The organism is Sphingomonas sp. AP28 (assembly GCF_056680455.1).
Genome location: NZ_JBWXQI010000004.1, coordinates 46,748 through 70,237 on the forward strand (window position 1 = coordinate 46,748; position 23,490 = coordinate 70,237).

Annotated in this window: 22 protein-coding genes and 7 pseudogenes; 16 read left to right on the plus strand and 13 right to left on the minus strand. The window is 57.0% G+C overall.

Annotated elements, in window-relative coordinates:
- The first annotated feature begins 262 nt into the window (after positions 1-262).
- The gene (locus tag AC1MH0_RS22425) at positions 263-922 is read left to right on the plus strand and encodes an N-acetylmuramoyl-L-alanine amidase family protein (RefSeq protein ID WP_480966286.1); all 660 of its coding nucleotides are present in this window, start codon (positions 263-265) and stop codon (positions 920-922) included.
- A 196-nt stretch (positions 923-1,118) separates the two neighbouring features.
- Here the strand turns inward: AC1MH0_RS22425 and AC1MH0_RS22430 are convergent.
- Positions 1,119-1,261 (minus strand): annotated as a pseudogene (locus AC1MH0_RS22430) (IS5 family transposase); the annotation flags it as partial.
- Between the two features lie 410 nt (positions 1,262-1,671).
- Here AC1MH0_RS22430 and AC1MH0_RS22435 point away from each other — a divergent pair.
- The 5 genes and pseudogenes from AC1MH0_RS22435 (at position 1,672) to AC1MH0_RS22455 (ending at position 5,030) form a co-directional block, all read left to right on the plus strand.
- Positions 1,672-1,830: a hypothetical protein gene (locus AC1MH0_RS22435; RefSeq protein WP_480966287.1), complete on the plus strand. Its 159-nt coding sequence runs from the start codon at positions 1,672-1,674 to the stop codon at positions 1,828-1,830.
- Positions 1,831-2,139: 309 nt separating this feature from the next.
- A complete protein-coding gene (locus AC1MH0_RS22440; protein ID WP_480966462.1) occupies positions 2,140-2,670 on the plus strand; it encodes a Mu transposase domain-containing protein in 531 nt (176 codons plus the stop codon).
- Between the two features lie 11 nt (positions 2,671-2,681).
- A pseudogene (locus AC1MH0_RS22445) lies at positions 2,682-3,137 on the plus strand (ATP-binding protein); the annotation flags it as partial.
- 164 nt (positions 3,138-3,301) lie between these two features.
- On the plus strand, positions 3,302-4,069 hold the full coding sequence (locus AC1MH0_RS22450) for a PEPxxWA-CTERM sorting domain-containing protein (RefSeq protein WP_480966288.1): 768 nt from the start codon (positions 3,302-3,304) through the stop codon (positions 4,067-4,069).
- A gap of 289 nt (positions 4,070-4,358) precedes the next feature.
- The gene (locus tag AC1MH0_RS22455) at positions 4,359-5,030 is read left to right on the plus strand and encodes a PEPxxWA-CTERM sorting domain-containing protein (RefSeq protein WP_480966289.1); all 672 of its coding nucleotides are present in this window, start codon (positions 4,359-4,361) and stop codon (positions 5,028-5,030) included.
- A 162-nt stretch (positions 5,031-5,192) separates the two neighbouring features.
- Here AC1MH0_RS22455 and AC1MH0_RS22460 read toward each other — a convergent pair.
- The 3 genes and pseudogenes from AC1MH0_RS22460 to AC1MH0_RS22470 all read right to left on the minus strand — a co-directional run bounded on the left by AC1MH0_RS22460 (position 5,193) and on the right by AC1MH0_RS22470 (position 8,402).
- A pseudogene (locus AC1MH0_RS22460) lies at positions 5,193-5,857 on the minus strand (B3/B4 domain-containing protein).
- Positions 5,858-5,863: 6 nt separating this feature from the next.
- Positions 5,864-6,568: pseudogene (locus AC1MH0_RS22465) on the minus strand (SDR family oxidoreductase); the annotation flags it as partial.
- Between the two features lie 1,429 nt (positions 6,569-7,997).
- On the minus strand, positions 7,998-8,402 hold the full coding sequence (locus tag AC1MH0_RS22470) for a BLUF domain-containing protein (protein WP_480966290.1): 405 nt from the start codon (positions 8,400-8,402) through the stop codon (positions 7,998-8,000).
- A 396-nt stretch (positions 8,403-8,798) separates the two neighbouring features.
- On the opposite strand from AC1MH0_RS22470, the gene AC1MH0_RS22475 reads away from it, so the two are divergent.
- The 6 genes and pseudogenes from AC1MH0_RS22475 (at position 8,799) to AC1MH0_RS22500 (ending at position 14,734) form a co-directional block, all read left to right on the plus strand.
- Entirely contained in the window at positions 8,799-9,176 is a 378-nt protein-coding gene (locus AC1MH0_RS22475) for a response regulator (protein WP_480966291.1), read from the plus strand.
- Positions 9,177-9,704: 528 nt separating this feature from the next.
- Positions 9,705-10,804, plus strand: a pseudogene (locus tag AC1MH0_RS22480) (IS3 family transposase).
- A gap of 1,024 nt (positions 10,805-11,828) precedes the next feature.
- Positions 11,829-12,173: a transposase gene (locus tag AC1MH0_RS22485; protein ID WP_480966463.1), complete on the plus strand. Its 345-nt coding sequence runs from the start codon at positions 11,829-11,831 to the stop codon at positions 12,171-12,173.
- A gap of 58 nt (positions 12,174-12,231) precedes the next feature.
- Positions 12,232-12,582 (plus strand): IS5 family transposase, encoded by a 351-nt coding sequence (locus AC1MH0_RS22490; protein WP_480966464.1) that lies wholly within the window; start codon positions 12,232-12,234, stop codon positions 12,580-12,582.
- Positions 12,583-13,176: 594 nt separating this feature from the next.
- On the plus strand, positions 13,177-13,596 hold the full coding sequence (locus AC1MH0_RS22495) for a BLUF domain-containing protein (RefSeq protein ID WP_480966292.1): 420 nt from the start codon (positions 13,177-13,179) through the stop codon (positions 13,594-13,596).
- A gap of 155 nt (positions 13,597-13,751) precedes the next feature.
- Positions 13,752-14,734, plus strand: a pseudogene (locus AC1MH0_RS22500) (IS481 family transposase).
- A gap of 418 nt (positions 14,735-15,152) precedes the next feature.
- On the opposite strand, the pseudogene AC1MH0_RS22505 reads toward AC1MH0_RS22500, so the two are convergent.
- The 5 genes and pseudogenes from AC1MH0_RS22505 to AC1MH0_RS22525 all read right to left on the minus strand — a co-directional run bounded on the left by AC1MH0_RS22505 (position 15,153) and on the right by AC1MH0_RS22525 (position 19,113).
- Positions 15,153-16,098: pseudogene (locus AC1MH0_RS22505) on the minus strand (IS630 family transposase).
- Between the two features lie 219 nt (positions 16,099-16,317).
- Positions 16,318-16,758, minus strand: coding sequence for a hypothetical protein (locus tag AC1MH0_RS22510; RefSeq protein WP_480966293.1), 441 nt, complete (start codon positions 16,756-16,758; stop codon positions 16,318-16,320).
- A 596-nt stretch (positions 16,759-17,354) separates the two neighbouring features.
- Positions 17,355-17,969 (minus strand): PEPxxWA-CTERM sorting domain-containing protein, encoded by a 615-nt coding sequence (locus tag AC1MH0_RS22515; protein WP_480966294.1) that lies wholly within the window; start codon positions 17,967-17,969, stop codon positions 17,355-17,357.
- A 791-nt stretch (positions 17,970-18,760) separates the two neighbouring features.
- Positions 18,761-18,946 (minus strand): hypothetical protein, encoded by a 186-nt coding sequence (locus tag AC1MH0_RS22520; RefSeq protein ID WP_480966295.1) that lies wholly within the window; start codon positions 18,944-18,946, stop codon positions 18,761-18,763.
- Positions 18,947-18,963: 17 nt separating this feature from the next.
- Positions 18,964-19,113 (minus strand): hypothetical protein, encoded by a 150-nt coding sequence (locus AC1MH0_RS22525; protein ID WP_480966296.1) that lies wholly within the window; start codon positions 19,111-19,113, stop codon positions 18,964-18,966.
- Positions 19,114-19,158: 45 nt separating this feature from the next.
- Here AC1MH0_RS22525 and AC1MH0_RS22530 point away from each other — a divergent pair, with 45 nt between their 5' ends.
- The gene (locus tag AC1MH0_RS22530) at positions 19,159-19,401 is read left to right on the plus strand and encodes a hypothetical protein (protein WP_480966297.1); all 243 of its coding nucleotides are present in this window, start codon (positions 19,159-19,161) and stop codon (positions 19,399-19,401) included.
- Positions 19,402-19,774: 373 nt separating this feature from the next.
- Here the strand turns inward: AC1MH0_RS22530 and AC1MH0_RS22535 are convergent, their stop codons facing one another.
- Positions 19,775-19,987: a hypothetical protein gene (locus AC1MH0_RS22535; protein WP_480966298.1), complete on the minus strand. Its 213-nt coding sequence runs from the start codon at positions 19,985-19,987 to the stop codon at positions 19,775-19,777.
- Positions 19,988-20,097: 110 nt separating this feature from the next.
- Here AC1MH0_RS22535 and AC1MH0_RS22540 point away from each other — a divergent pair, with 110 nt between their 5' ends.
- Positions 20,098-20,376: a hypothetical protein gene (locus AC1MH0_RS22540; protein WP_480966299.1), complete on the plus strand. Its 279-nt coding sequence runs from the start codon at positions 20,098-20,100 to the stop codon at positions 20,374-20,376.
- Positions 20,377-20,729: 353 nt separating this feature from the next.
- On the opposite strand, the gene AC1MH0_RS22545 is transcribed toward AC1MH0_RS22540, so the two are convergent.
- Complete coding sequence (locus AC1MH0_RS22545; RefSeq protein WP_480966300.1) at positions 20,730-20,906, minus strand: hypothetical protein; 177 nt, start codon at positions 20,904-20,906, stop codon at positions 20,730-20,732.
- Positions 20,907-21,124: 218 nt separating this feature from the next.
- Here AC1MH0_RS22545 and AC1MH0_RS22550 point away from each other — a divergent pair, with 218 nt between their 5' ends.
- Positions 21,125-21,280 carry a hypothetical protein gene (locus AC1MH0_RS22550; protein WP_480966301.1) on the plus strand — a complete coding sequence of 52 codons (156 nt, stop codon included), beginning with the start codon at positions 21,125-21,127 and terminating at the stop codon, positions 21,278-21,280.
- 529 nt (positions 21,281-21,809) lie between these two features.
- Positions 21,810-22,040 (plus strand): hypothetical protein, encoded by a 231-nt coding sequence (locus AC1MH0_RS22555; protein WP_480966302.1) that lies wholly within the window; start codon positions 21,810-21,812, stop codon positions 22,038-22,040.
- A 40-nt stretch (positions 22,041-22,080) separates the two neighbouring features.
- Here the strand turns inward: AC1MH0_RS22555 and AC1MH0_RS22560 are convergent, their stop codons facing one another.
- Both AC1MH0_RS22560 and AC1MH0_RS22565 read right to left on the minus strand, forming a co-directional pair.
- Positions 22,081-22,239 (minus strand): hypothetical protein, encoded by a 159-nt coding sequence (locus tag AC1MH0_RS22560; RefSeq protein ID WP_480966303.1) that lies wholly within the window; start codon positions 22,237-22,239, stop codon positions 22,081-22,083.
- Positions 22,240-22,493: 254 nt separating this feature from the next.
- Entirely contained in the window at positions 22,494-23,438 is a 945-nt protein-coding gene (locus AC1MH0_RS22565) for an IS630 family transposase (RefSeq protein ID WP_480966304.1), read from the minus strand.
- Positions 23,439-23,490: the final 52 nt, after the last annotated feature.

The following is a 23,490-nucleotide window of genomic DNA, read 5'->3' on the forward strand; positions in this document are numbered from 1 at the left end:
CAATGATCCGTTTTTGGAGTATCCGCTCCGACTGTACGGCTACTGAGGATCGTTGCCAGTGCATCGTTAAGACATGTTAATGCAAGCCATACGCTTCATCGAGGCATTACGTTGTTGGTAGAGGTTCCGGTTCAACACTGAAGTTTGGCGATTGAGATACGACTCATCGTCTGCGGAATCTTTATGGAATTGGACCTCCTTGCCGGGTATCCCTCAGCGAATGATCGTTTTAACTGCTCTAGCGATATCAGTAGGCCAGTGCGTGACCCCACGCCCAAAAACTGGTTTCGTCGTGATATTAGACGCGGGCCATGGGGGCGGCGACGTCGGCGCGCCTGCAATCATACCGCAGAAGTACGAAAAGCAGGTGACCCTTGAAATTGCAACCGCCTTATCGAAGCAGTTAGGCCTACGAAAAGGAATTACGGTTATCATGACAAGGGCTACGGATCGTCACCTCACCCTTGTCCAACGGCGGCAGATTATTAAGTCGTGCTCACCAGACCTCGTTATCTCTATCCATGCCGATAGCGGTCCAAGCTCCGCACGTGGTCCCTCAGTGTATGTTTTGAACGATGCGGGCGAAGCCATTGTCGTTAGCCGTTTGATGCGCGTGAACCGGTCCGTAGACCACGACGACGACACTGCATTTATCCTAGCCAATTTAAGGCAGCGGGGATCGATTAACTTTGCGGTTGAACTAGCCGTAAAAATTCGAACAGCCCTTGGCCGGGGGGACAGCAACCCAAGAGCCATAAAGACGGCAAACTTTGCGTTGCTCAAGGCACCAGGCGTCCCGTCTATTTTGATAGAGACGGGCTATGTCACCAACCGTCTGGATGCGAATATACTCTTCGATACAAACCAGCAGGCTCTAATAGCGGACGCGATCGGTTCCTGCATTGTTCCAAACCGACGGTAGTTGAGCGACTGTGAACGGATCTTAAAAACACCTAAATAAATAATTTACCCGATTTATATATCATTGATTTTATCAAGATAAACTGGCGAAATGCGTTCCCTAATCAGATCGTTCATCCTGAAAATAACAATTTAAGTGCGATATTATTGTCAATAATTGATTGCAACACCGTAACACAAGCTCCGATAAAGTCAAACTAGGCCACGTGGACAAAAAGCAGCCACAGCGTAACTGATGCGAGCGCGACGAAGCCGAGATAGGAATCTGCGGTCTGTCATAAAGCGTTGCGACACGGCGCCAGTTCTTGAGCTTGCTGAACAAGCGCTCGACGAGATTGCGCCAACGGCATTTCTCGCGATCATGCGGGATCGGTAGTAGAGAGCAATTCGGGCCGTCGAGGCTGTGTTCAGCGGGTCCAGTTCAAGCTTCCACCGAAGGGGACCCGATAACGAGCACCGTTTTGGCCAGAAACTCGGTCGCTAAATTTTAGTCGCTAAAATTTGAGTCATCGTTAGCCGGTGCGGCGGTTTCCACGCGAGGCGGATCAGCTCCTACTCCCGCACTTGCCGGCACTGTTTAGCAAGCTCGGGAAAAGCTCGAGTCTCCACTTCCGAGGCGAACGGCTGGCCAACAAAATGTTATTGAAATGGGTTCCCTTTTGAGAATGGCCAAAATGACCAAACTGCCCACTAGCTGACATTCGATATCAGCTCGTAAGGGAGCGATTGGCTGGGGGAGGACGTCTGATGGTGAGCGAACGTGACGAAATGGACCTCGCCGACGTTCCAGACGATCAATACTGGGAACTCTATGCCGTTCTGAATAAGATGGTCTCTGATTTCAGGTCGCGCTTTCCCGATTTCGGCGGTGGACTGCCGCCCGAAGGCCGCCCGTTAGAGGACCAGTAGGCCCTGGCATGACTGCTAACCCCGCCATTCCTGCTATTCCGTTTTCGCCCGATTGTGTTGAAAAAGTCGGCCTGGCAGTAGTGTCGGCGGTCTGTTTCAATCTTCGCGAGGTGAGCGGAGACGGGCCGATGATGGACGATCTACGCGCCGCCATGACCGAGATGATGACCGCGTTGAACGCCCGCGTCATGCGCCGGTTCGGTCGGTCGCGGCGTGAGCTGTTCGAGGAAATCGACCGCCCCTTGCTGAAGGCATTGCCGGCTGAGCCCTACGTCCGTCCTGGCGGAGTGGCGCCGCTGCAAAGTCGGCATCGACTATCACGTCGAAGCGGCGAAGCATTTCTACTCGGTGCCTTATCGTCATGCCCGGGCGCAGGTCGAGGTGCGGCTGACCACGCGCACTGTCGAGATCTTCCTCAGAGGCGAGCGGGTCGCGTTCCACATGCGCGGGTCCGGCAACGGCCATCACACCACCATCAACGACCATATGCCGTCGAGCCATCGTCGCTACGGCGACTGGACGGTCGAGCGCCTGCTTGATGAAGCCGGACGGCTTGGTCCGTCCGTCCGAATGCTGTGCGAGATGATCCTGAGCGACCGGCCCCATCCCGAGCAGGGCTACTGCTCCTGTCTCGGCATAGTGCGGCTGGCGCGCGCCTACGGTGCCGTCCGTGTCGACGCTGCGTCGCTACGCGCGCTCGAGATCGGCGCGCGCAAATACGGCGCCGTCAAATCTATCCTCGAGAAGAAGCTCGATGGAGATCCGCTCCATCGCCCCCGCTCGGCCGGTGAGGTGAGCGTCGACCACCCCAATATCCGCGGCCCCAAATACTACCACTGAGGAGATAGCTCATGCTGATACATCCTACCCTCGACCAGCTGCAGGCGCTCGGCCTGCAAGGCATGGCCAAAGCCTTCACCGAACTCGACAAGCATGGCGACGCCGCCACGCTCAGCCATGCCGAGTGGCTAGCCCTGCTGCTCGACCGGGAAACCACCTGGCGGCACGACAAGAGGCTCAGCGCGCGCCTTCGATACGCCAAATTGCGGCACCAGGCCGCACCTGAGGATGTCGACTATCGAAGCCCCCGCGGTCTCGAGCGTCGGCTGTTCGAAACGCTGCTGAGCGGCGAGTGGATCGACGCGCACGACAATCTGGCGATCTGTGGCCCGACCGGCATCGGCAAAAGTTGGCTCGCCTGCGCCATCGGCCACAAGGCCTGCCGCGACAACCGCTCGGTTCTCTACGTACGCTTCACACGTCTGCTCGACGAGCTTACCCTGGCACGCGGCGACGGCCGCATCGCCAACAGGCTCAGTTGATTGGCAACTGCGGTGACATCCGCACTCTCATGCCCCGACGAGGGACATTTTCGAACGATGCACCTACGTTAACGCCAGCTTAACTGTCACATTTAGTGGCTAGAGAGAGCTCATGGGTGTGCCGTCGGCAAGCCCTCGGGAGAAGAATCATGACACACGATACGGTAATTGGGCGCGTGAAGGTCGCCCTCACGAGCGCTGCGGCCATCGGCCTGCTCGCTATCGCCAACCCTGCTGCAGCTGCAACGCTGGTCCAGTATAACTTCAATGGCGATCCGGGCAATCAGACTACGGAGGTCGCTTCCTTCGTTGCTGCGAACCTCTCCGGTATCAACTTCAGCCGCGGTAGCGGGCTGAATGCGCCGAGCGGTAGCGACTCGTTCTCGTCCTCTGGCTGGGGCAACTACGCCACGAACGCCAATGACTATTTGGCCTTTGGTTTGACCGTCATGTCTGGTTTCACGGCGAACGTAAATCAGCTGGTCTTCTCGTCGCGTTCATCCAACACCGGTCCCGGCAATCTCGCCGTGCTCGCCGCCGTCGACGGTGGCGCGTTCACTCAGATCGCGACGTTCAACCAGAGCGGCGACAGTGTTGCCAACCGGGTGCTCAACTTCGCTCCCCTGACCGGTTTGTCCAATGTCGTTTTCCGCATCGTAGCGAACACCTCGACGGCTGCGAATGGCACCACGCTCGCTACGGGCGGCACTTTCCGGGTCCAGAACTATGCCGGTACGCCAAACAGCCCATTCAATATCAACGGTGACGTCACAGCGATCGCTGCGGCCGTTCCGGAGCCGGCGTCGTGGGCGATGATGATCCTCGGCATGGGCGCAGTCGGTTTCGCGATGCGCCGTCGCCAGAAGGTCTCTGAGGTGAACTTCACCAACAAGGTGCGCGCAATCGCCGCCTCGTAAGGCTCCTCGCTCGTCGTGAGGTGAAAGAAGGCCGTCGCCCCGGAGCAGGGGGCGGCGGCCTTCTCGTGCATACGCCGCGCTTTGGCTGGTGGTCATCGTGCAGATGTTGGTGTGGCGCTCTAAGTCCGCCCGGCCCTCGATCCCGCAACTGCTGCATGTCACTATGTTCTCCATTAGGACAACGTGACGTGCGGGCAACAGAAATCATTAAGATGTCATTAACCTGTCCCTATGATGCGTTAGCCGCTCAGGCGGGTTCGATGTTTCGAATACAAAGGGGTATTTTACGATGACATTCTTTGCGCGTGCCAAGCTGGTGTTAGTAGCCAGCCTGTTGTCCTCCATGGGATCCGCCGCCACTGCCGCGACCACTCTTGATTTCGATACGTTACGCAATAAGGACACAACCAGCTACACCTACGTGAAGGGCGCTTACAAGGAAGATGGTTTTATCCTCAATGCATCTAACTGCCAGGGCGCGGCTAAGGATGGGTGCTTCGCAGCTGTGCAGCCGTTCAAGAGCATGGACAAAGCCGGCGCGTCGCTGTTCACGCAGTTCGTATCGCCGACGGTAACGCTGACGCGCGACAATGTATCTGCATTCCTATTCAGGTCGATCGACTTTTCGGAATATTTCGACAACGGTGCATATCAGCCTTTTTCGACGAATGTGAATTTCGCCTTTGCTTTCTTGGATGGCACGGTAGGTACGGCGGCTCGCACTTTCAGCACAGACGGCAAGTATCTGCCGACGACTTTCACCTTCGACCTTGGGCCGCTTAAATCGGTGAGCTGGACCCCTGTGACGGGCAGCGGCGTGCAGTTCGACAACATCGTGCTAGAAGACGTCGCAGCAGTTCCTGAACCCGCCACCTGGGCAATGATGATCCTCGGCATGGGCGCAGTCGGCTTCGCGATGCGTCGTCGCCAGAAGGTGAACACGCACGTCCAATTCGCATAACGCAACACCGCGTCTATTGGCGCCTCGTCCAGGCGTAATTGTAACTAACTGACTGGAGCCGTCGATCTTAAGATCGGCGGCTCTGTTGCGTTTGGCCGAATGTCGCCTTTCCTCTCATTCCCGAAATTCGACGGTCTTTCGAGAACTCGTGAAGGCCTTTCTTCAGATTGTCGGCTGTTGGGCCAACCAGGCCGACTTGATCGTCGTGACGGACGAAGATGGTAAGATGCTTGTGAGGCCGTTCGACAGTGCGAGCCCGGCCTCTTGCAAGGCATCGTTCGGCATTCCGGCAAGGGCTTCCAAGACGAACCACATGGATCGCTCGTTGCCGTTCCGCCGAGTGCGCGTCCCCTGCCGCCAGTTCCAGCGTCGGCAGGTCACACCCATGTCGTCGCGCCAGACGACTTCGCCGGGCAACGGGCGCTCGATCGCCGGCTCGCCGTTAGACATGGTGTCGAAGGCTTCCGAGCCGTTGGAGATCGTGAGCCGTGGAACGCCCACATAAGCCCCAGTTTTTCACCCCCGGCCGGCACAGCGTAGCGCAGACAAATCGCGTTATACAGGTCCACCACCGGGTTGATCGCCGGCAACGTACCATCTTTCAGCACGCGCTTACGGAGCGCCTGCGCCGAACAAGGCGTTCGTCTCGGCTTAGCGCCAAAACGGGCATAGGTGTCCGCCCAAGCGGCTAAATGTGCTTCCGCCCATGGTGGACCACCATCGCGTACAAATTGACAGGCGTCGACCAGCGCAGAAGAAGGATTGGCGATAGCCTGCGCATCTGGCGTGCTGACAAACAGATGAAGCGCACGAAAGTCGGGCGCCAAGCGAATGACGGCGGGATCGATGAGCGGGATAAGCGACTGATCGTCGATCATCACGCCGAAATATGGTGCGTCTTGCTCAACCACTATCTCGCGATTGTCGTCTACATGGCCCAGCCACGTTGCGACGAACTCGGCGAGCGGGGCGCGTTCCGGGCCGGCGATTTCCTTTATGGCGTTGATCGGGGCCACCATGACGGTGTCAGCCAGTGCTTGGGCAACGTCGCTTGAGGCTATGGGCTGCATCGCGGCGGTGGTTAGATGAACAACATCGGACCGTGTAGAAAAGTCGGCGATGCCCCCTACAAACTCGAAAAACTGCGTCGCGCGGATAATTGTGTAGGGCACACCGGACTGCGCAATCAGAGCCTCTTGCGCTAACTTCGCGCGGAAATATCCGGAGCTTTGCAGGCGGTCAGTGCCCACTACCGACAGCGCAATGTGGTGACTCACACCGGCGTCCTGCTCGGCTGCTAGCAGGTTTTTCCCAGATTCATCAAAGAACTCCAACGCCGCGGCATCTTCGAACGACGGAGAGTTGGCGACGTCGATAACGACCGTAGTAGCCTGTAGAATTGACGTCAGCCCTTCACCGGCGACCGTGTTAACGCCGGTAGTAGGTGATGCAGCGATGGCCTCGTGGCCCTTTTGCTGCAACAGCCTCACGACCTGAGCCCCAATTAATTCCGTACCACCGATGACCACAATTTTCATGAGGGCTCTCCTCTGCGGACAAGGCACCGCGGTTCTCTCGGGAACCTGACGAGGTGGAAGGCGCGAACGTGACATTTATGAAGGGAGAAAGGTCGGCCTTTCGGCGCTAATGTAGCTTTGGTAAAAAATTGACAGGATCAATCACGGTCCTCGGTGGGTTCGTCGCGCCAGTATTAAACGCTAGATGGAACGCTGGGTGGAATTATACCGAATGACAAAGCAGAAAAGCAGCATGCTTGCGTCGCCCGCGAGTTAGGCGTGGATCCAAAGGCGATGAAACATCATCCATACGACCTCGTGATCGAGAAAAGTGGTTATCTATTGGTTCGATGGCATGACCAAGCGCCGGATGGAGTTATTCGCGAAGGCGAGTTAGGCTCCTACACTACACATATTCGCCTTACGAAGGGCTCTGTACCTCCGATGTTCGTAAAAGGTTTTGTTCGCCGGTCTCAATCAGTTTAGAGGGTGAAGAACGGTAACGGCTCTCTGACCGCACCAAATTTCCACATCGTTTCTCTCGGCGTAGGTCTTTCCATCCGATACCGCCTCAGTATCATTTAGACATTCCATATCGATACGCTCAATGATTTTGCCGATTCTATCGAGAACGTACATACGATACTCTAGCATCACTGTTCTACCGAACTCTTGCTGGGGAACCGACCTTAAACGTGGTTAGGGCGCTGTAAAGCGGTATTGAAGCCGCTGCGGTTTTAAAAAACCTCTGTTTGGTCAGATTTAGCCCATGTTGCTCCCCGGTTTATTTGTATAAAAGCGGGCAGTAGCGTGATGCCATGACAGTAATAAGTCTCTGTGGGATGCGGCCGGAAATGAACTTGGACGGAACTGCGGTGAACGAACAGCGACAGGCGCAGACGGCAGCGGAGTTACAGGACCGTAATGGAATAAAAACCCGTTCAGGACTCAGGGTGCTACAGTGAGATTTGGATTCCGTCCGCGGCTCACCGTACGGGACAGTGGCCTCTGAACGCCGTCTAAAACGCCTTACAGAAGATCGCACGTGATCACCAACCTACATGGTCGGAAAAGTCCGTGATCACGGGCGGCATCCACAGAAGTCCTGACCCAACTGAGATAACCCGCCGAGCATCAGCCAAGATGATTGACATAGGCTCCCTGCAAAAGCTCCGCATCAAAACGCTGGCATTCTTTGCAAGCGCGCCATCAAATGTGAAATGATGCTCCGACTGGTGTAAAGCTGATGGTAAGAATCGTTAGATACACAATGCTGATACTTAATCGGTACGTCGTGTCATGCCCCCCTTGGCTCCCTAACAATAGCTCGGATTCGTATAGGTATCGAACTGACCTGGAAAGACAGACAGTGACGTATCCCCGATCGATCCTTATGGAAAGAGCTGGTTACCAGAACGTACAATTCCGGACATTCTCTAAATAAATCCGACTACCACTTCGCCAAAGATGCAAAACCAATAAATGATGATAGGACGTGAATATCTCTTACGTTTTGCAGTTTCGCTTTCACGTCTGTTAAAAGTTGCAATGAACTCAACGTATTCCTGAATCCGATGCACGCCAAATCCCAGCTTTCAAAGGCACGTTCAGGAGTAGGTCCGTCAATTATATAAATGATCCTTTCGTGCCGGCTGTCGCGGGCGATGCTGGCCATAAGCTGGCGTACAATAGAGGCCTCACCCTCAATCAACTGAATGTACCTCACGCCATCAAAGACAAGCAGACCGGTAACGTCAATTTGGCGATTGTGAGCGGCAGACCAACTGCAAAGCTCTTCTAAGTCTGCAGTATTTCGATACCCCACGGCGCGGCTCGTGTAGCCAATATGATGCATATCCGATCCTGACATACAATTTCCGGAATCAACTACGATTCCAAGGTCGAAATGCCCCTTGGCAGCATGCGCGACCAAATCAACTAACTCAGGGTAAGTCGATGCGACTGTTCAGCCGCTTTACGAATTCGAAGCGTAAGCAAGTCAGACTTAATTAAAGTACATGATCTGCGTATCGACGCCAGCTGCCCCCTCGTACTCCGGCTGAGAAACTCGCGTTCGAACTACGACGAGCGATCCCAAATGTCTTCAGCTTATAGCCCCTACAACGGTTCAATTATCTTTTTTACAATCACCTAACTACGTGAATATGACAACCTAGATTAATATGAGGCCATACGACTATTCTACATCTCACGCTTGGCGAATCGGTTAGGTGCAGCGGTCATGAGTGCAATGGTTGTACTGATTGAGCCCTATCCGCTGCACGCAAAGCTGTTTTCGGACTTTATTCGAATGGTCGGTCTTGATTGTGTTACTGCCGTGTCCGGTAGGGAGGGCTACGCGATCACGGCTGCCGCGCATCCGGAGCTTGTCATACTTGACCTTATCCTACCCGACTGTGACGGCCGGGATCTGATTTTGGACATGCGGCGCGACAGGAGAACTGCCGATATCCCCATCATGGTACTAACTGCGGCAGACGATATAAAAAACGAGTGTGAATGCCGCGCATTTGGCGCAACATCGTTTTTGAGCAAGCCGATCCGTCTTACTGATCTGCAGGGCCATATCGAGAGTGCCTTGAGTGTGAGGGTTTCGATGCCACGCTAGTTTGGCCAGCATCTTCTCGCCCTTTACGGCTGCCAACGTTACGTTCGCCTTGACCGCCGAGCTGTGGTTCCGATGGGGTCGCTTGCTCACCTTGAATTCTGCTCGCCGCCAGCATGATCGCTGTCAGATCGGCAAACCACTTTTCCCCCGCCGTTCAGATGTCACGAACCACCGCTCACCTGCCGGTGGCCGATTTCTTTCACAGATGCGGAGACTTAGTTTAGCTTTCTGCCTCTGAATAGCGGACGTCCGTATACCTAAGCGCGAGAAGCGTTGACGAGAGGTTTAGTTGTGAGATGATGCCGCATGATCGATGATCAACGGCAAGCCGACGCGAGTTTAAGGAGCATCGTACGTTCCTTTGCCGAGCGGCAGGTGCAGCTTGGCGCAGATGTCGTGACGTCGCCCCTACCGCCAAGACCGGATCGATTTATCGAGTTCTACCTCCGCTGACGTCCCCCCTGTTTTTTAGTCCATTTTGAGCGAGAGTTTTCCGGCCTTGAGAAGCCTTCGGGCAAGGAGCTGGAAATGAAGAAATCTAGGTACACAGACGAGCAGATTGCCTTTGCGCTGAAGCAGGCGGAAACCGGTACGCCGGTGGCCGAAGTCATCCGGCGAATGGGGATCTCGGAGCAGACGTTTTACCGCTGGAAGAAGGTGTACGGCGGTCTCGGGGTTGGCGAGCTGAGGCGCTTGAAGCAGCTCGAGGATGAGAACCGGCAGCTGAAGCAGCTGGTTGCCGACCTCAGTCTGGACAAGCACATTCTGCAGGATGTCCTGTCAAAAAAGCTCTGACGCCTGGACGATGACGCGAGCTCGTCGCGTACGTCCAGGCGTCCCATGCCGTGAGTGAGCGGCGCAGTTGCTCGGCGCTGGGCGTCGAGCGGTCGTCGGTGCGCTACATCTCGCACAAGCCGGACCAGACACCGCTGGTGATGCGCATCCGTGATCTGGCGGCAACGCGGACGCGCTACGGCTATTTCCGGATCTACATCCTGCTGCGCCGGGAAGGATGGGTCGTGAACCACAAACGCGTCTATCGGCTATATCGGAATGATGGACTGAGCCTTCGGCTCAAGAAGCCAAGACGCAACGTCAGCGCTGCCAACCGCGAACGCCAACCCGCGGCACTGGCGCCGAACGAGATGTGGTCGATGGACTTTGTATCTGATGCCCTGTTCGACGGCCGGCGATTACGGGCGCTGACCGTCGTCGACGCTTTCACCCGCGAAGCGCTGGCGATCGACGTCGACCAGGGGATCAAGGGCGAGCAGGTTGTCGAGGCGATGGAACGGATCTCGTCGATCCGCGGCACGCCCAAGACCATTCGCGTGGACAATGGGCCGGAGTTCATCTCGAAGGCACTTGACCGCTGGGCGTATGAGAACGGCGTGACGCTGGACTTCAGCCGACCGGGTAAGCCAACCGACAATGCGTTCGTAGAGTCGTTCAACGGTCGCCTCCGCGACGAATGCCTGAACGCACATTGGTTCCTGTCCATTACCGACGCCCGAGGCAAGATCGAGGCCTGGCGAAGGGACTATAACGAGAGCCGCCCTCACACATCGCTTGGCTGGATGACGCCGGTCGAATATGCTGCTGCCGCGGCCGCCAAGGCGGCCGAATGAACGCCGGAAACTCACCTTCAGATTGGATGAGAAACCGGGGGACCCTCATTACGACCCTCACGCGTTCTATCCTGATGGATAAGATCCTGAATCCGCCGCATAATTTCCATCCTTACACTTTTGGGCATGCGCTCCATTCTCCACGAAGAAGGTTCCTAGCTCGGGGCTTAGTTCACTCCATGGAAAGGAACAGGGCTCTACCACCTCGGTAATGCGAGGGATTGAACGAATGATGGAGAAAGCTTTCGAAGCTGGTCGAGTCGAAGGCGGCAATATCGAAGGCAGCGCCCTAGATTGCCCGTACGAAGAGCGGCTTGCCCCAAATCTTAGAAACGTCTGGATTTACGGCTTTCTGTGTGGAAAAACGAGCCGAGCGTATCGGAAGCAATTGCGCCTGAGCTGAACGCCGCACGGAGGATGTGGCCCACGTGTTCGGACGTCGCCTTGTAAGCCTCCGCGTACCGTGTCCCCCGCCCCAAGTCTTGGCGGAAAACGGTAAGCAACCTCTTAACGCTTTCGGTGAGCCGACGAGCGATTGACGGAACGTAGAAGATCCATTTCCCGGTCGACGAGCCTTTGCTTCTGCTGCGCTTCCCTCAAGTCGGCCGCGTATTCGCCGAGTAGTTGGCGGGAGAGCTCATCGTTCAATCCTCCAACGATACGCCGTACCCGATCGCATTTCGTTTGGAGATTTGCATCAGTCGGCACGTTCGTCTCCGTACGTCGCAGGAAAACGACGAACCTAACAACCACCAAAAAATGGTTAATGAAAAGTTAAGCTCCTTTTGGCCGATCGGCGGGCCGAATACCAAGCGCGACGAACCGATGGATATTAGGTTATATCTCGTTTCAAACTCGTTAATGAGATGGCCTTGACGCCGGACGGCCAACGCCAGGTTAGACTAGGCCACGCGGACAAAGGTTGACGCGCGTCTGATCGGTTGATTCAAGGCTGTCTTTTGGAGGCGGCGTTGGGCGAGCGGATTGGGTTTCAGATGATGAGTGGGCTCTGATCAGGCCCCTGCTGCCGTCGGAGCGAGGACGTAGCCGCCGACCCGCGGGAGACAACTGGCCCTATTTCGAAGGCATGGTGTGGATGGCGCGGACAGGCGCGCAATGGCGACATTTGCCGGATGAATATGGCAAGTGGAACAGTGTGTTCCGGCGGTATCGTCGCTGGGTCGTGACGGGCGTGTTCGAAGCCATGCTGGAGACCCTGGCCGCTGTCGTCGAGCGGGATGTCAGCGCCGACATGATCGACAGCACCGTAGTCCGGGCGCACCACTGCGCCGTCGGGCTAAAAAAAGGGATCAAGAATTCGAAGGGCTCGGCCGTTCGCGAGGCGGCTTCACAACCAAGGCCCTCCTGAGCTTGTCGAAGGGCTGCACGCCCGCTGTGATGGTCAGGGGCGACCGCTATGTTTCGTCCTGACGCCGGGCCAGGCCCACGACGTGAATGGCTTCGGGCCCTTGTTCGGGATGCTGGCTGACCGGATCGAGGTCCTGCTTGCCGATAAGGGCTATGACGCCGATGCCATCCGCCAGGAACTCGCCAAGGCGGATGTCGAGGCGGTCATTCCAACCAAAAGTAACCGCCGCATACCGATCCCGCATGATCGCGAGAAATACCGTTGGCGCAATCTCGTCGAGCGCTTGTTCAGCAAGCTCCAGAACTGGCGCCGTGTTGCAACGCGTTATGACAAGACCGCAGAGTCCTATCTCGGCTTCGCCGCGCTCGCATCAGGTACGCTGTGGCTGCCCTTTGTCCACGTGGCCTAGTCACAGTTCTGGCGTCGGCTGTGTCGTAATTGCCGGTGTCATTTCTGGCGCAAAGGTAGCCGAGGGCGGTTGTGCAGCTTTTACCGCATCGTCGGCCAGCATTTTTTACAATGCTAACCAAAGTTGGTGGTGATACTGCCAAGGCATTTATAAGTGTTGTTATGCAGGGCATTGAACGCATGACGGAGCGAAGCTTCGAGTCGGGATTGACCAACAGCCGCACAGCTGAGGGCAAACAAGATGACTGTCCATACGACCATGAACTCGCTCCAAACCTCAGGCGAGCTTGGCTTTACGGTTGGATATCCGGCAAGCAAGGTCGCCGCTGCAGGCAGACTTTGCGGCTCAGTTGACAATGCGTTCGGCGGAAGCCCCCCCCCCCCCCGGCGCCACAACGGTTTTCCGCTGACTTGATCTAGTAGATACCCCGCTTTTCGGTTGGCCGCACGCTGGAGCAGCTTGGCGGATTTCGGCAGAGCATCACTCAACCGCTTGAACGCGCACCGCAAAGCCAGTTGAGGAAAAGCCCAATCCCTCTAGGAACGGAAGCATTCCGGCCGGCCCGGATCGGCATGCTACCATTCGAGGATATTAATGCACTTTATAGCTTATACGAGTCGCGCTAAGCAGCCGTTTACTCACGCCGATTTGATTAATTTGCAGACGTTCTCTGCCTCTGTAAACCGAGTCACAGGTATCACCGGCCTGCTCGTATTCGACGGAACCCGATTCATGCAGGCGCTTGAGGGCGATACGGCTTCGGTCAAAGCGACAATGAAACGCATAATTAACGATCCACGCCATGACAGCATTATTTATATTGAAAATAGAGAGACGGAAAGTCGTCAGTTCGACCGGTGGTCGATGGCATATCGAGATCCAAGAGATCTAACTGACGGTGCTGGTTTTCTTAATCGAGTCAAGTCGTGCACAATAAACATCGATAATGATTCGACAAAGGCTGCATTTATTGGTTTTGTTTCGCTTTGTCTACGGCGGTGGTCAAGTATATAGCTTTTAGCAGAGAAATATTACGGCTTACGCTGGTAATATTATAGGTTCAGGCACTTATAAATCATGCTTCAGTATGCAATACCCAGAGATCGGCCTAGGTGTTTGATCCCCCGGTTTGATGGTGCGATCCTTTCGCTGGAATGGAAGGAAGCCGTATGGGACAAGTACGTCACGGGTGCGCCACGACCACGCACGCCGTCCGAGCAGCAATACAGCGATCGCAAGCTTCGCTCTCGACGCTGAGCCGGGATTCGGGATCAACCCAAAGACAGTGGCGAAATGGCGGAAGCGGGCGACGGTCGAGGATTTGAAGACCGGGCCGAAGGCCCCTCATTCCACGACCCTGACAGAAGCCGAGGAGGCGGCGGTCGTCGCATTCCGGCGTCATACGTTGCTGCCGCTGGATGACTGCCTCTATGCGTTGCAGCCGTCGATCCCGCATCTGACACGGTCAGCGCTGCACCGCTGCCTGCAGCGGCACGGCATATCCCGTCTGCCAGATATCGAGGGCGACAAGCCAAAGCGGCAGCGCTTCAAGCGCTACCCGATCGGCTTCTTTCACATGGATATCGCCGAGGTTCAGACAGCCGAAGGCAAACTCTACCTTTTCGTCGGCATCGACCGCACGAGTAAGTTCGCGGTCACCCAACTCGTCGAAAAGGCTGACAGGCGAACGGCGTGGGAGTTCCTTGAGCACTTGCTGAAAGCGGTGCCGTACCGGATCCACACGATCCTGACCGACAATCCTGTCCTGAGCGAAGTCGAAGGGGGAATCCAGTTCGCTGAGCAGCCGCGCAACCGTAACACCGCCTGGTCGCGTCAGATGCGCTTCGACATGATCTGCGTGGCAAACGACATCGAGCACCGGTTGACCAAGCCGAACCACCCGTGGACCAACGGTCAGGTTGAGCGGATGAACCGCACCATCAAGGAGGCAACCGTCAAACGCTTCCATTACGAGAGCCACGAGCAATTGCGGGTGCACCTCGCCGACTTCATGGCGGCATACAATTTCGCCCGCCGGCTTAAGACGCTCAGTGGCCTCACGCCTTACGAATACATCGCCAAAATCTGGACGTCAGAGCCGGACAGGTTCATCGTCGATCCGATCCACCAGATGCCGGGACTAAACACCTAAGCAGCGCAGCCGTCGATCTCGAGCAAACTAGAGATGAAGGTCGCTGCGCGGCGAACTATTCGGATCGACCGGTGGTTACGGCGGAGTGCCCCCCGACTTCAGCTAGCTTGCTGCGCTCCTGATCCATCAAGGCGGGCCGTTATCTTTTCAGCTTGAATGGTTTTGATTATGCGGCGCTTAACCGCGGTTGGCGCCGACATCAGGTTGGCAGCTGGGAATGGTCCCCGCATCCTGCCCGGCTGGACAACGGGCGGGGTATTCTCCCCACAATAAGCAAATTTTAACCCTCAGTCGTCATACGAGTAGGCGAGGCGTCGCCCTCACACCGGACGGTCCCCTGCTCGTCGTAACGCTCCCCCAAGTCGGTCGAGCAGGGGGTTCAGCCGAACGACGACGCGAGCGTTAGAGCGGTTTCTGATCAGTCTGCATCGTAACCAGCGGCTGCGAAATAGTTCGAGCATTCCTGGGGCGAGTAGAGGTCGACGATACGGCCGATGGCATCCCAGAGGCCGTGAATGGTCCGCTCGGCCGCTTTTCGCAGGTGCGCCTTCAGCTTGGAGAAGGCCATCTCGATAGGGTTGAAGTCCGGGCTGTAGGGCGGAAGGAACAGGAGCCTGGCACCTGCGGCTTCGATGGCGACACGCACGGCCGGCGCTTTATGGCTCGACAGGTTGTCCATGATGACGACGTTACCGGGCGAGAGTTCGGGCACCAGCACGCGGGTCACGTAGGTGGTGAAGGCATCACCGTTCATCGCTCCGTCGAGCACCCAGGGTGCGATCATGCCGGTGCGGCTCAGACCTACGACGAAGGTGGTGGTTTTCCAGTGCCCGTGCGGCACGCCGGCCCGCAGTCGTTCGCCACGTGGCGCTCTGCCGTAGCGACGTGCCATGTTCGTTGATGCCCACGTCTCATCGATGAAGATGAGCTGCTCGGGATCGAGATCGAGCTGACCGTCGAACCATTCCTCGCGCCGCTTCAGGATGTCGGGGCGATCCTGCTCGGTCGCAAGCGCAGTCTTTTTTTGCGCGTGATCCCGCGTCGCGCGAAGAACCGCCATATCGTGCCGAGCGCGACCTCGGTGCCGTGATCAGCCAGGAGCGCCTGCAACTCGCAAGCGTTATGTCGGGGGTCGCCTTGTAAGCGTCTAGGATCAACCCGGCATGCGCCTCGATCCTCATCGAACGTCGATCGCCACCCTGTTGCTGTGGCGCTGGCGTCCCGTGCTGGGTTGCAAGCTGCTGCCACCGGATGGCGCTCGCGGTGCTGACACCGAACCGTACCGCAGCCTGCCGACGCGACAGACCACCCGCGATAGCCGCCACAACTCTATCCCGAAGATCTACCAACAGTGCTCGCGCCATCCATGCCAGCCTCCTGCACCGGCATGAATCCTGAATCAGAAAACCGCAGCGACGGGAATCCCATTATGATTCAGCCCGGTGAGAAACCGCTCTTAGTTTCAGACCATAGGCGAAGGTTAGCGTGGTCGACGTCAGTCCGCGGTAGCCCCTTGTGGGGGTAACCGAATGTCACGATCGCGGGCCCCCTTCTACTGCAGCGCATAGCCCACGCCGTCGCCCTCAAACCCCCTCAGGCGGAAGGCCCAATGGGCGCCGTTGTACCCGAATAGTACCCGATCCTATCAAGCTAGACCCGAGCGCTGACACACCGATTATGCTGATTCCTCCCAGCTCGAGCAGATGGTTCACGCGTACGCCAACAAAGTCGCGACCTATGATAGCGTCGATATGATGGAACGACGCTGCCCGGATGAAGACGAAGCCAATCAGTAAGATTAGACCACCCAGACCAGTGATCGCCCATCTGTCAGCTTCACGCGCAATTACCGCCACCACGATCGCCACGAACATCGCGGATGCCCCGATCGCAAAAATGAACACCTTTTGCACGTTACGCCGATTTGAGTACCAGCCTTCATCGTACGCCAAATGGCGAGCAATCGCAGTGCCGAGTGATTGAAGATCCAGTTGTTTATTAATTGCCATTGCTACCAGTAGCACCACGAGCACGCCCCAAACTTGGTGTGACCGCGTCATAGATATTGTTCGAGCTCGCGCGGCGTAGCACAAAGCCGCCGCGATCAGGTAGGCTGCGACAGTGAACCACCCCAGCGCATCAGGATCTCCGATCCCTGGCGACCACCCGTATATCATTTACCACCTGCGCCTTTTGATCAGGCAATTGCTGCCGAACATCGATGATCATAAGTAACGACCTCGTCGCGGCGGATATTTTCTCCGCCACGCCCGTCCGTAAACCGCGTAAACCCGTGCCGGATCCATTTGTTCGGACGCGTACGATCTTGTTGTCCTCGAAGCAACGTCGTCGGCGCGCTGGTATCGCGCTGGTATCTCAAACCGCGCATCGGGAGTGCCCGCTATGACGATTTCCTTGCACCCCTCCCTCATAAACCGTCGGAAATTACGACATTGGGAGCAATTGCACGCCTGACCGCGGCTGATGGACGCGCCAAGCCGGTAGTGGCGTCACAGCGCCAGTCACTGAGGCAGAGGTGACGCTGCGACTGCACACGTGTGACAGAATGCCGCCACGCTCTATTGAGCATGGCGGCCCGATCATTGCATTCGAGTAGATTTTACGAGTTTGCGATCGCGCGCACGTGGTTCGTGAAGTTGACTTCCGAAACCTTGATCCGGCGACGCATGGCGAAGCCGACGACGCCCATGCCGAGGATCATCATTGCCCACGTCGCAGGCTCGGGAACCGCTGCCGTCACGTTTGCCGTCGCGAAAGACGTGGAGCGCGCGTCGAGTGTTCCAGTCCCCACGATCTGAGCACCATTTAAAAGGGTGTAGCTGTAGACGTCACGGTACGAGCAGCACTCCGTGCGCCCGTAGATCGAAATCCTGTCGATCGAGGTTGCTGCCGCAAGCTTCAGCGTGAAAACGTCCGACCCGTTGCTGGCGTTGCTGTGATAAATTGCGGGATAGCTCGAAGCCAGACTTCCGTCGTTGGCATTCGAGGGGTTCGCACCTGCGTTCTCGTAAACGCTGGTTGCAGACGCTACCCCCGTCAGGGCGTAATTGGTTGAGCCACCGAAAAGCTGTAGCTCAGCAATCTGTATGTACGCCTGCGACGGGTCCGTCAGGGCGGAGCGAATTTGGACCGAGGTGACGATCTCGGCCGCGAGAGCCGGCGTTGTGGCCATTGCTGCTACTGCCAAAGCGGCCGACGCGGCGATCTTGTACATAGTTTTCATAAAGGAGGCCCCGTTTTCGTGCCACGCACAGGAGCGGGGCTGGAGGCGCTGTTAACCTGCGGTTCACCAAAATGCGTCGTACGATCCTTACAATGCTGTACTCGTATCATACTGGAACGATTGGCCTTTTCGTTAGGCACAAATGTTATCGCGCATGAGACCGCGTCGACTCATCAAGGCACGATGACGCTGCGACGGTCAGGTCATATCAGGAAAAGGTTGGGCACCGCAGCGGGGAGGCGTCTTGGGAAAGCTCAACCCGCTGCGATGTCACAATACTGTCACTTAACCTATTGGTAAGCAATCCCCGAAAAATCCCGAAATGAAACGGCGTCGCGACGAGCCCGTGTGACGAGCACGGAATAGGAATGCTCGCCGCGACGCGCTGTAGCTACCTTGGCGGGGTAGCCTTGTCAGCCCTGACCCGCGCCATGGCCTCGCCAAGCTCAATGTCCTGCCGTATTCCGATGCCCTGACAGATCCGCGCGAACTATGTTCCCGCCCATGTCACCCGAAACTCGTGTGGTTGGTGATCGTGTCCGGTCAGGGTTCGCCAGAGCGTATCGAACGGATCGCAGTTCTTCGATAGGCAGGTCGAGTAGAGGTATGCCAGCGCCAAGCGCACGCCGTACTGTGGCGGTTTCAACGCGCCGTCCGATTGCAACCTCCTGATCGCATCGTCCAGCACCACTAAGGCGATGAACGTCGTTCGATTTGGCTTTGACACAGCAGCACGGCTCCGACTCGTCAGAGGTACGGCTTAGATCGTTCCGCTTTTGTTCTCAATTGGGGCCATGCGATTGCGCGTCGCTGATCGCGTCGACCGCCGCGGCGACCCGGCGCCAGTCCTCGACCGCGATACGATCGCCAAGCGCATCGCTCACCTGATCGACGATATAATCCGTGGCCAGTTCGCCGTGCTGAGCGAGGATCGCGCCTGCCTGTATCCAGACTTCCCTATCCTCCATCGGCCCTGCCCGTGCCATCAGATGTTGAGGTTACGCCGCTTGATCTCCGCGAGCAGATCATCGGCAAGTGGGTCCCCCGGTACCCCGTCGGTCTTCTGATACTCTTCAAGAAGGCTCTTATCGTCGAGGTACTCGATCACGTCGAGATGCAGGGGCTCGTTGCTCATGGCGCGAGACTATGCGCGCCCGATCGATTCGGGCAAACTGTTCCCATGATCGCCTTACCAGTCACCTTTTCAGCTACCTTCCTTTTCGTTGTCGCCTGCCTTGTCAGGGTCGCCCTGCAAAACTCGGTCGAGAGTCGATATCAGATTCTCGCGTACTGGCTGATTGCAGCGGCAATTGAGTTTATCAGTTACGCGTCGATCAAGAGGGTGTCAGCGTTGCGGGGTATTATTCATGCGGCTGCGGGCACTGCCGGCGTGCTTCTCGTCAAATATATAATCGAGGGCTAGGCGGACCGCATGGACAAGCTCACCACCTCTATTGTCGGCACGGCACCTTACTGGCCCGGCGATCTAAAGGATTTTCGACAATGATGGCTGCGATGATCATATGCATGGTTACCAACGTGCCGGACGGCACGACGATCGTTTGCAGTGACCATACCCGGATACGTATCGCGGGCCTAGAAGCGACGGCGCGCTCTCCAATGGACTCGCCAGCCACCCTCGCCGCTTTAACGTTGGGTAGGAAGATAGCGTGCTTGCCTGCCGGCAATGAGGGGCCATTCATAGTCGCGAAATGTGCCTTACCGGATCAACGCGATCTCGCATGCACCCTGATCGCGGCACACGCGGCGGTGAGGTCAGATGCCTCTTGGCGACGCTATGGTTTAGAGGATTGCGCTGGTTGATCCCTCACCTGACCGACCGCGGCATGCTGCTGCAACCATGCTAATCCGCACGCAGCGAGCAGTTGATCCGACAGGGACGACGCCGCTTCTACATCAAGCGTAGCGACAAGGCCGGGAGCCTCTACCAGCACATTACCCTCGAAAGCGGTGATGTTGAACACCTCAGGGCGCAGTGTCTCAGCCATTGGTATTCTCCGATAACTCGGCAACGAACGTGGGAAAGGATCGACCAGCCTACTGCTTTGGCTCAATACGATTCTGTTATCGCTCACGGCGGTAAAGATCGAAAGGCCACTTGCTCGACTTGATCCCGAGCATTTTAGAGCAGGCGCGCATGAAACTCACCATAAGCCGGAACGAACGCGATCGGCGCGAAGTCGGCGATGTCGTTTGTTTTGAAGGCCGAACGATCGCGGACGATCGCGTCACGGTCGAAGTTAGCCGTGAGGCGTGGGATCAGATCCTTGTCGATTGGCATCGAGATCCAGTGGCGAAGCTCGAGGAGATGTCCCTCGACGCTCGCGCTCACTGGGTCCGTTTCGCGACGGGAAAGGTTTGGCGTCTCTACCTCTGACCAACCGGAAGCTCTCTTCCCATGGTTCTATCGTGATGAAGAAGGTCTTGAGTTCGGGACATGTTCACTTGGTGGTAAGGCTTTGGGTTCTACCGCGTTCGTCATGCGAGGTATTGAACGGATGATGGAGCGGACTTTCGAGGCTGGGCGAAGGGCGAGCCTTTTGCAGCGGAGTAGCGTTGCCGACTGCCCGTATGAAGCACGGCTCGCCCCAAACCTTACAAGCGTTTGGGTTTACGGATACATATCTGGCAAGACGGGCCGAGCATACCGGCAGCGCTTGCGCCTGAGTTAAAGCTCATCTGTCGGTAAGCGTTCTATCCTGATGAGGAAGGGCCGGAGTTCGGGCCTGATTATTCAGACCCGTTCCGTGGAGCGTTGCGTTCGGGTATGTCGAACCGACGCTTTACGAAATCAATTATCTTGGTACCGGCGTCCGTGGGCATAAGTTTGTGACCTCGGCATATAGGCAGCAAACTAACCCGGTCTCCCCGTACCCAGCCCGTGGAGCTTCGCCAGTTGCGTTGCACGCTGTAGAAGGTGTCTCGAGCTCTAGCGGTTCGATGTCATTGGCGGACATTGCATTAAAGCCTTCAACCAGCGGTTGGGACCACCCCGGAACGCTATCTTCTGACGTTGCGACTTGCGCCCTCTCTGTGCAAGTGGGGTCCGTCAGTTGGTCGAGGTGGGTCCAGCGCTTCCGGTCCGGGGTTCGACTAACGATACCGAAGTGGATAGTTCAACTCACATGACCCGGCCAAAAGAATTCAAAGAGCAATTATCGTTCCTCGTTATGGAGGGAACTAACGCGCGCCTCGATGCGGTCTGCGGAGATGGAAAGAAGGCCGACGTGCTGCGCGAGGCTATAGAGCGAGAGCTTCGGCGATTGGAGAAAAAGCGCTGAGCAGAAGTCGCTGCTTCCTAACGGTTCGGGTCGCGCTTTCTACCCTGACGCAGCCGGCCCGTAGTTTGAGGCGGGGACGGGGTTGAGCCTCATACCATCGGTGATCTCGAAATGCGCCGCGCACCCTTCTCGGAAGCCTGCCATCCACTCGGAGAACGCTATTGAACCCCTGAAGTAACGGCAGTTCGAGGCCGTTCCACCTGCACGTCCGACATCCTCACCCTCGATGAAATATCGCGAGCACCGCAACCAGGTGTTTGATTCTGTATGCTCAAGCATTTCTGGTCATATTCACGACCAAAGTTCGCCGCCAAGAGCCTAATTCCGCATGTCCCACAGCGGGCCACCCGAACTGATCGTGCACTTTTTATCTTGATGAGGAAGGGCCGGAGTTCGGGGCCTAAACGCCGAGCGGTTACACACTCCAAAATGGTTGCATAAACCGAACCGCTCGCCCATCGCTCCATCGAGCAAGAGGCGTAAAATACTGATGTTATCCCCACAAATCTCAATCGATCACGGCAGGGCCATGAGCATTCTGCCCGGCGAACGGGGTATTCCAATCGTGCTAAACGGAGATGGGGCGATCGCAGTGTTTGAGGACGGTATCTATGCCATGCTGCTGAGATTGGCGGGCACCGCGCGAACTCGTAATCGAACTTTTAAGGACAACGACGTCATAATATGGGCGGTGAAGAAAGCACTTAAGGACGGAGTTTTTCGTAACGGCGTCATCCGCGTTGGCGGGTTATTCTCTTAAATTGCGCCCTGGGCGTTCTCAGGGTTGAGGGTGTTGATGATCATGCGTCTTCGTTCTCCGTGTTCGGGCCCCGGACCGTGTCGATCTGCTCAACCAGGCGGCGCGCTTGGTTCGCTAGCGCGTTGAGCCCGCCGTACCGGCTCATCAGCGCAGCGCGCACGTCCGCGGCGGTATAACGGGCGGCCTTGCCAGCACTCATACCGGAAACCGCATCGCGACATTGTCAGCGGTCACAGCTGAGCTTGTGAAAGCCCTCTCGCCATTCCGACAAATCAAGATTTCCCTCGGTGGGCCACAGGGGTATAAAGGCAGAACTTGTCGGGAGATGCGTTGAAAACATTGGGAGAACTACTGTCTCTTAATCAGCGGGTCCTTGGTTCGAGCCCGAGTGCGTCCACCATCTCCATACAGCCTGAAACATATGTACGGTTTGGTTGCTAGAGCGGTTTCTGATCAGTCTGCATCGTAACCAGCGGCTGCGAAATAGTTCGAGCATTCCTGGGGCGAGTAGAGGTCGACGATACGGCCGATGGCATCCCAGAGGCCGTGAATGGTCCGCTCGGCCGCTTTTCGCAGATGCGCCTTCAGCTTGGAGAAGGCCATCTCGATAGGGTTGAAGTCCGGGCTGTAGGGCGGAAGGAACAGGAGCCTGGCACCTGCGGCTTCGATGGCGACACGCACGACCGGCGCTTTATGGCTCGACAGGTTGTCCATGATGACGACATTACCGGGCGAGAGTTCGGGCACCAGCACGCGGGTCACGTAGGTGGTGAAGGCATCACCGTTCATCGCTCCGTCGAGCACCCAGGGTGCGATCATGCCGGTGCGACTCAGACCCGCGACGAAGGTGGTGGTTTTCCAGTGCCCGTGCGGCACGCCGGCCCGCAGTCGTTCGCCGCGTGGCTCTCTGCCGTAGCGACGTGCCATGTTCGTTGATGCCCAGGTCTCGTCGATGAAGATGAGCTGCTCGGGATCGAGATCGAGCTGGCCGTCGAACCATTCCTCGCGCCGCTTCAGGATGTCGGGGCGATCCTGCTCGGTCGCAAGCGCAGTCTTTTTTGCGCGTGATCCCGCGTCGCGCGAAGAACCGCCATATCGTGCCGAGCGCGACCTCAGTGCAGTGATCAGCCAGGAGCGCCTGCAACTCGCAAGCGTTATGTCGGGGGTCGCCTTGTAAGCGTCTAGGATCAACCCGGCATGCGCCTCGATCCTCATCGAACGTCGATCGCCACCCTGTTGCTGTGGCGCTGGCGTCCCGTGCTGGGTTGCAAGCTGCTGCCACCGGATGGCGCTCGCGGCGCTGACACCGAACCGTACCGCAGCCTGCCGACGCGACAGACCACCCGCGATAGCCGCCACAACTCTATCCCGAAGATCTACCAACAGTGCTCGCGCCATCCATGCCAGCCTCCTGCACCGGCATGAATCCTGAATCAGAAAACCGCAGCGA

What these genes read in the sequence shown, in the direction of transcription:
- AC1MH0_RS22530 (WP_480966297.1), top strand. Translation starts at nt 19,159, where the DNA reads ATGATCGCCTTACCAGTCACCTTTTCAGCTACCTTCCTTTTCGTTGTC.
- AC1MH0_RS22475 (WP_480966291.1), top strand. Translation starts at nt 8,799, where the DNA reads ATGGTTGTACTGATTGAGCCCTATCCGCTGCACGCAAAGCTGTTTTCG.
- AC1MH0_RS22535 (WP_480966298.1), bottom strand. Translation starts at nt 19,987, where the DNA reads ATGGCTGAGACACTGCGCCCTGAGGTGTTCAACATCACCGCTTTCGAG.
- AC1MH0_RS22560 (WP_480966303.1), bottom strand. Translation starts at nt 22,239, where the DNA reads ATGAGTGCTGGCAAGGCCGCCCGTTATACCGCCGCGGACGTGCGCGCT.
- AC1MH0_RS22520 (WP_480966295.1), bottom strand. Translation starts at nt 18,946, where the DNA reads ATGGAGGATAGGGAAGTCTGGATACAGGCAGGCGCGATCCTCGCTCAG.
- AC1MH0_RS22555 (WP_480966302.1), top strand. Translation starts at nt 21,810, where the DNA reads ATGAGCATTCTGCCCGGCGAACGGGGTATTCCAATCGTGCTAAACGGA.
- AC1MH0_RS22565 (WP_480966304.1), bottom strand. Translation starts at nt 23,438, where the DNA reads ATGGCGCGAGCACTGTTGGTAGATCTTCGGGATAGAGTTGTGGCGGCT.
- AC1MH0_RS22455 (WP_480966289.1), top strand. Translation starts at nt 4,359, where the DNA reads ATGACATTCTTTGCGCGTGCCAAGCTGGTGTTAGTAGCCAGCCTGTTG.
- AC1MH0_RS22495 (WP_480966292.1), top strand. Translation starts at nt 13,177, where the DNA reads ATGCACTTTATAGCTTATACGAGTCGCGCTAAGCAGCCGTTTACTCAC.
- AC1MH0_RS22525 (WP_480966296.1), bottom strand. Translation starts at nt 19,113, where the DNA reads ATGAGCAACGAGCCCCTGCATCTCGACGTGATCGAGTACCTCGACGAT.
- AC1MH0_RS22470 (WP_480966290.1), bottom strand. Translation starts at nt 8,402, where the DNA reads ATGCATCATATTGGCTACACGAGCCGCGCCGTGGGGTATCGAAATACT.
- AC1MH0_RS22450 (WP_480966288.1), top strand. Translation starts at nt 3,302, where the DNA reads ATGACACACGATACGGTAATTGGGCGCGTGAAGGTCGCCCTCACGAGC.
- AC1MH0_RS22550 (WP_480966301.1), top strand. Translation starts at nt 21,125, where the DNA reads ATGACCCGGCCAAAAGAATTCAAAGAGCAATTATCGTTCCTCGTTATG.
- AC1MH0_RS22515 (WP_480966294.1), bottom strand. Translation starts at nt 17,969, where the DNA reads ATGTACAAGATCGCCGCGTCGGCCGCTTTGGCAGTAGCAGCAATGGCC.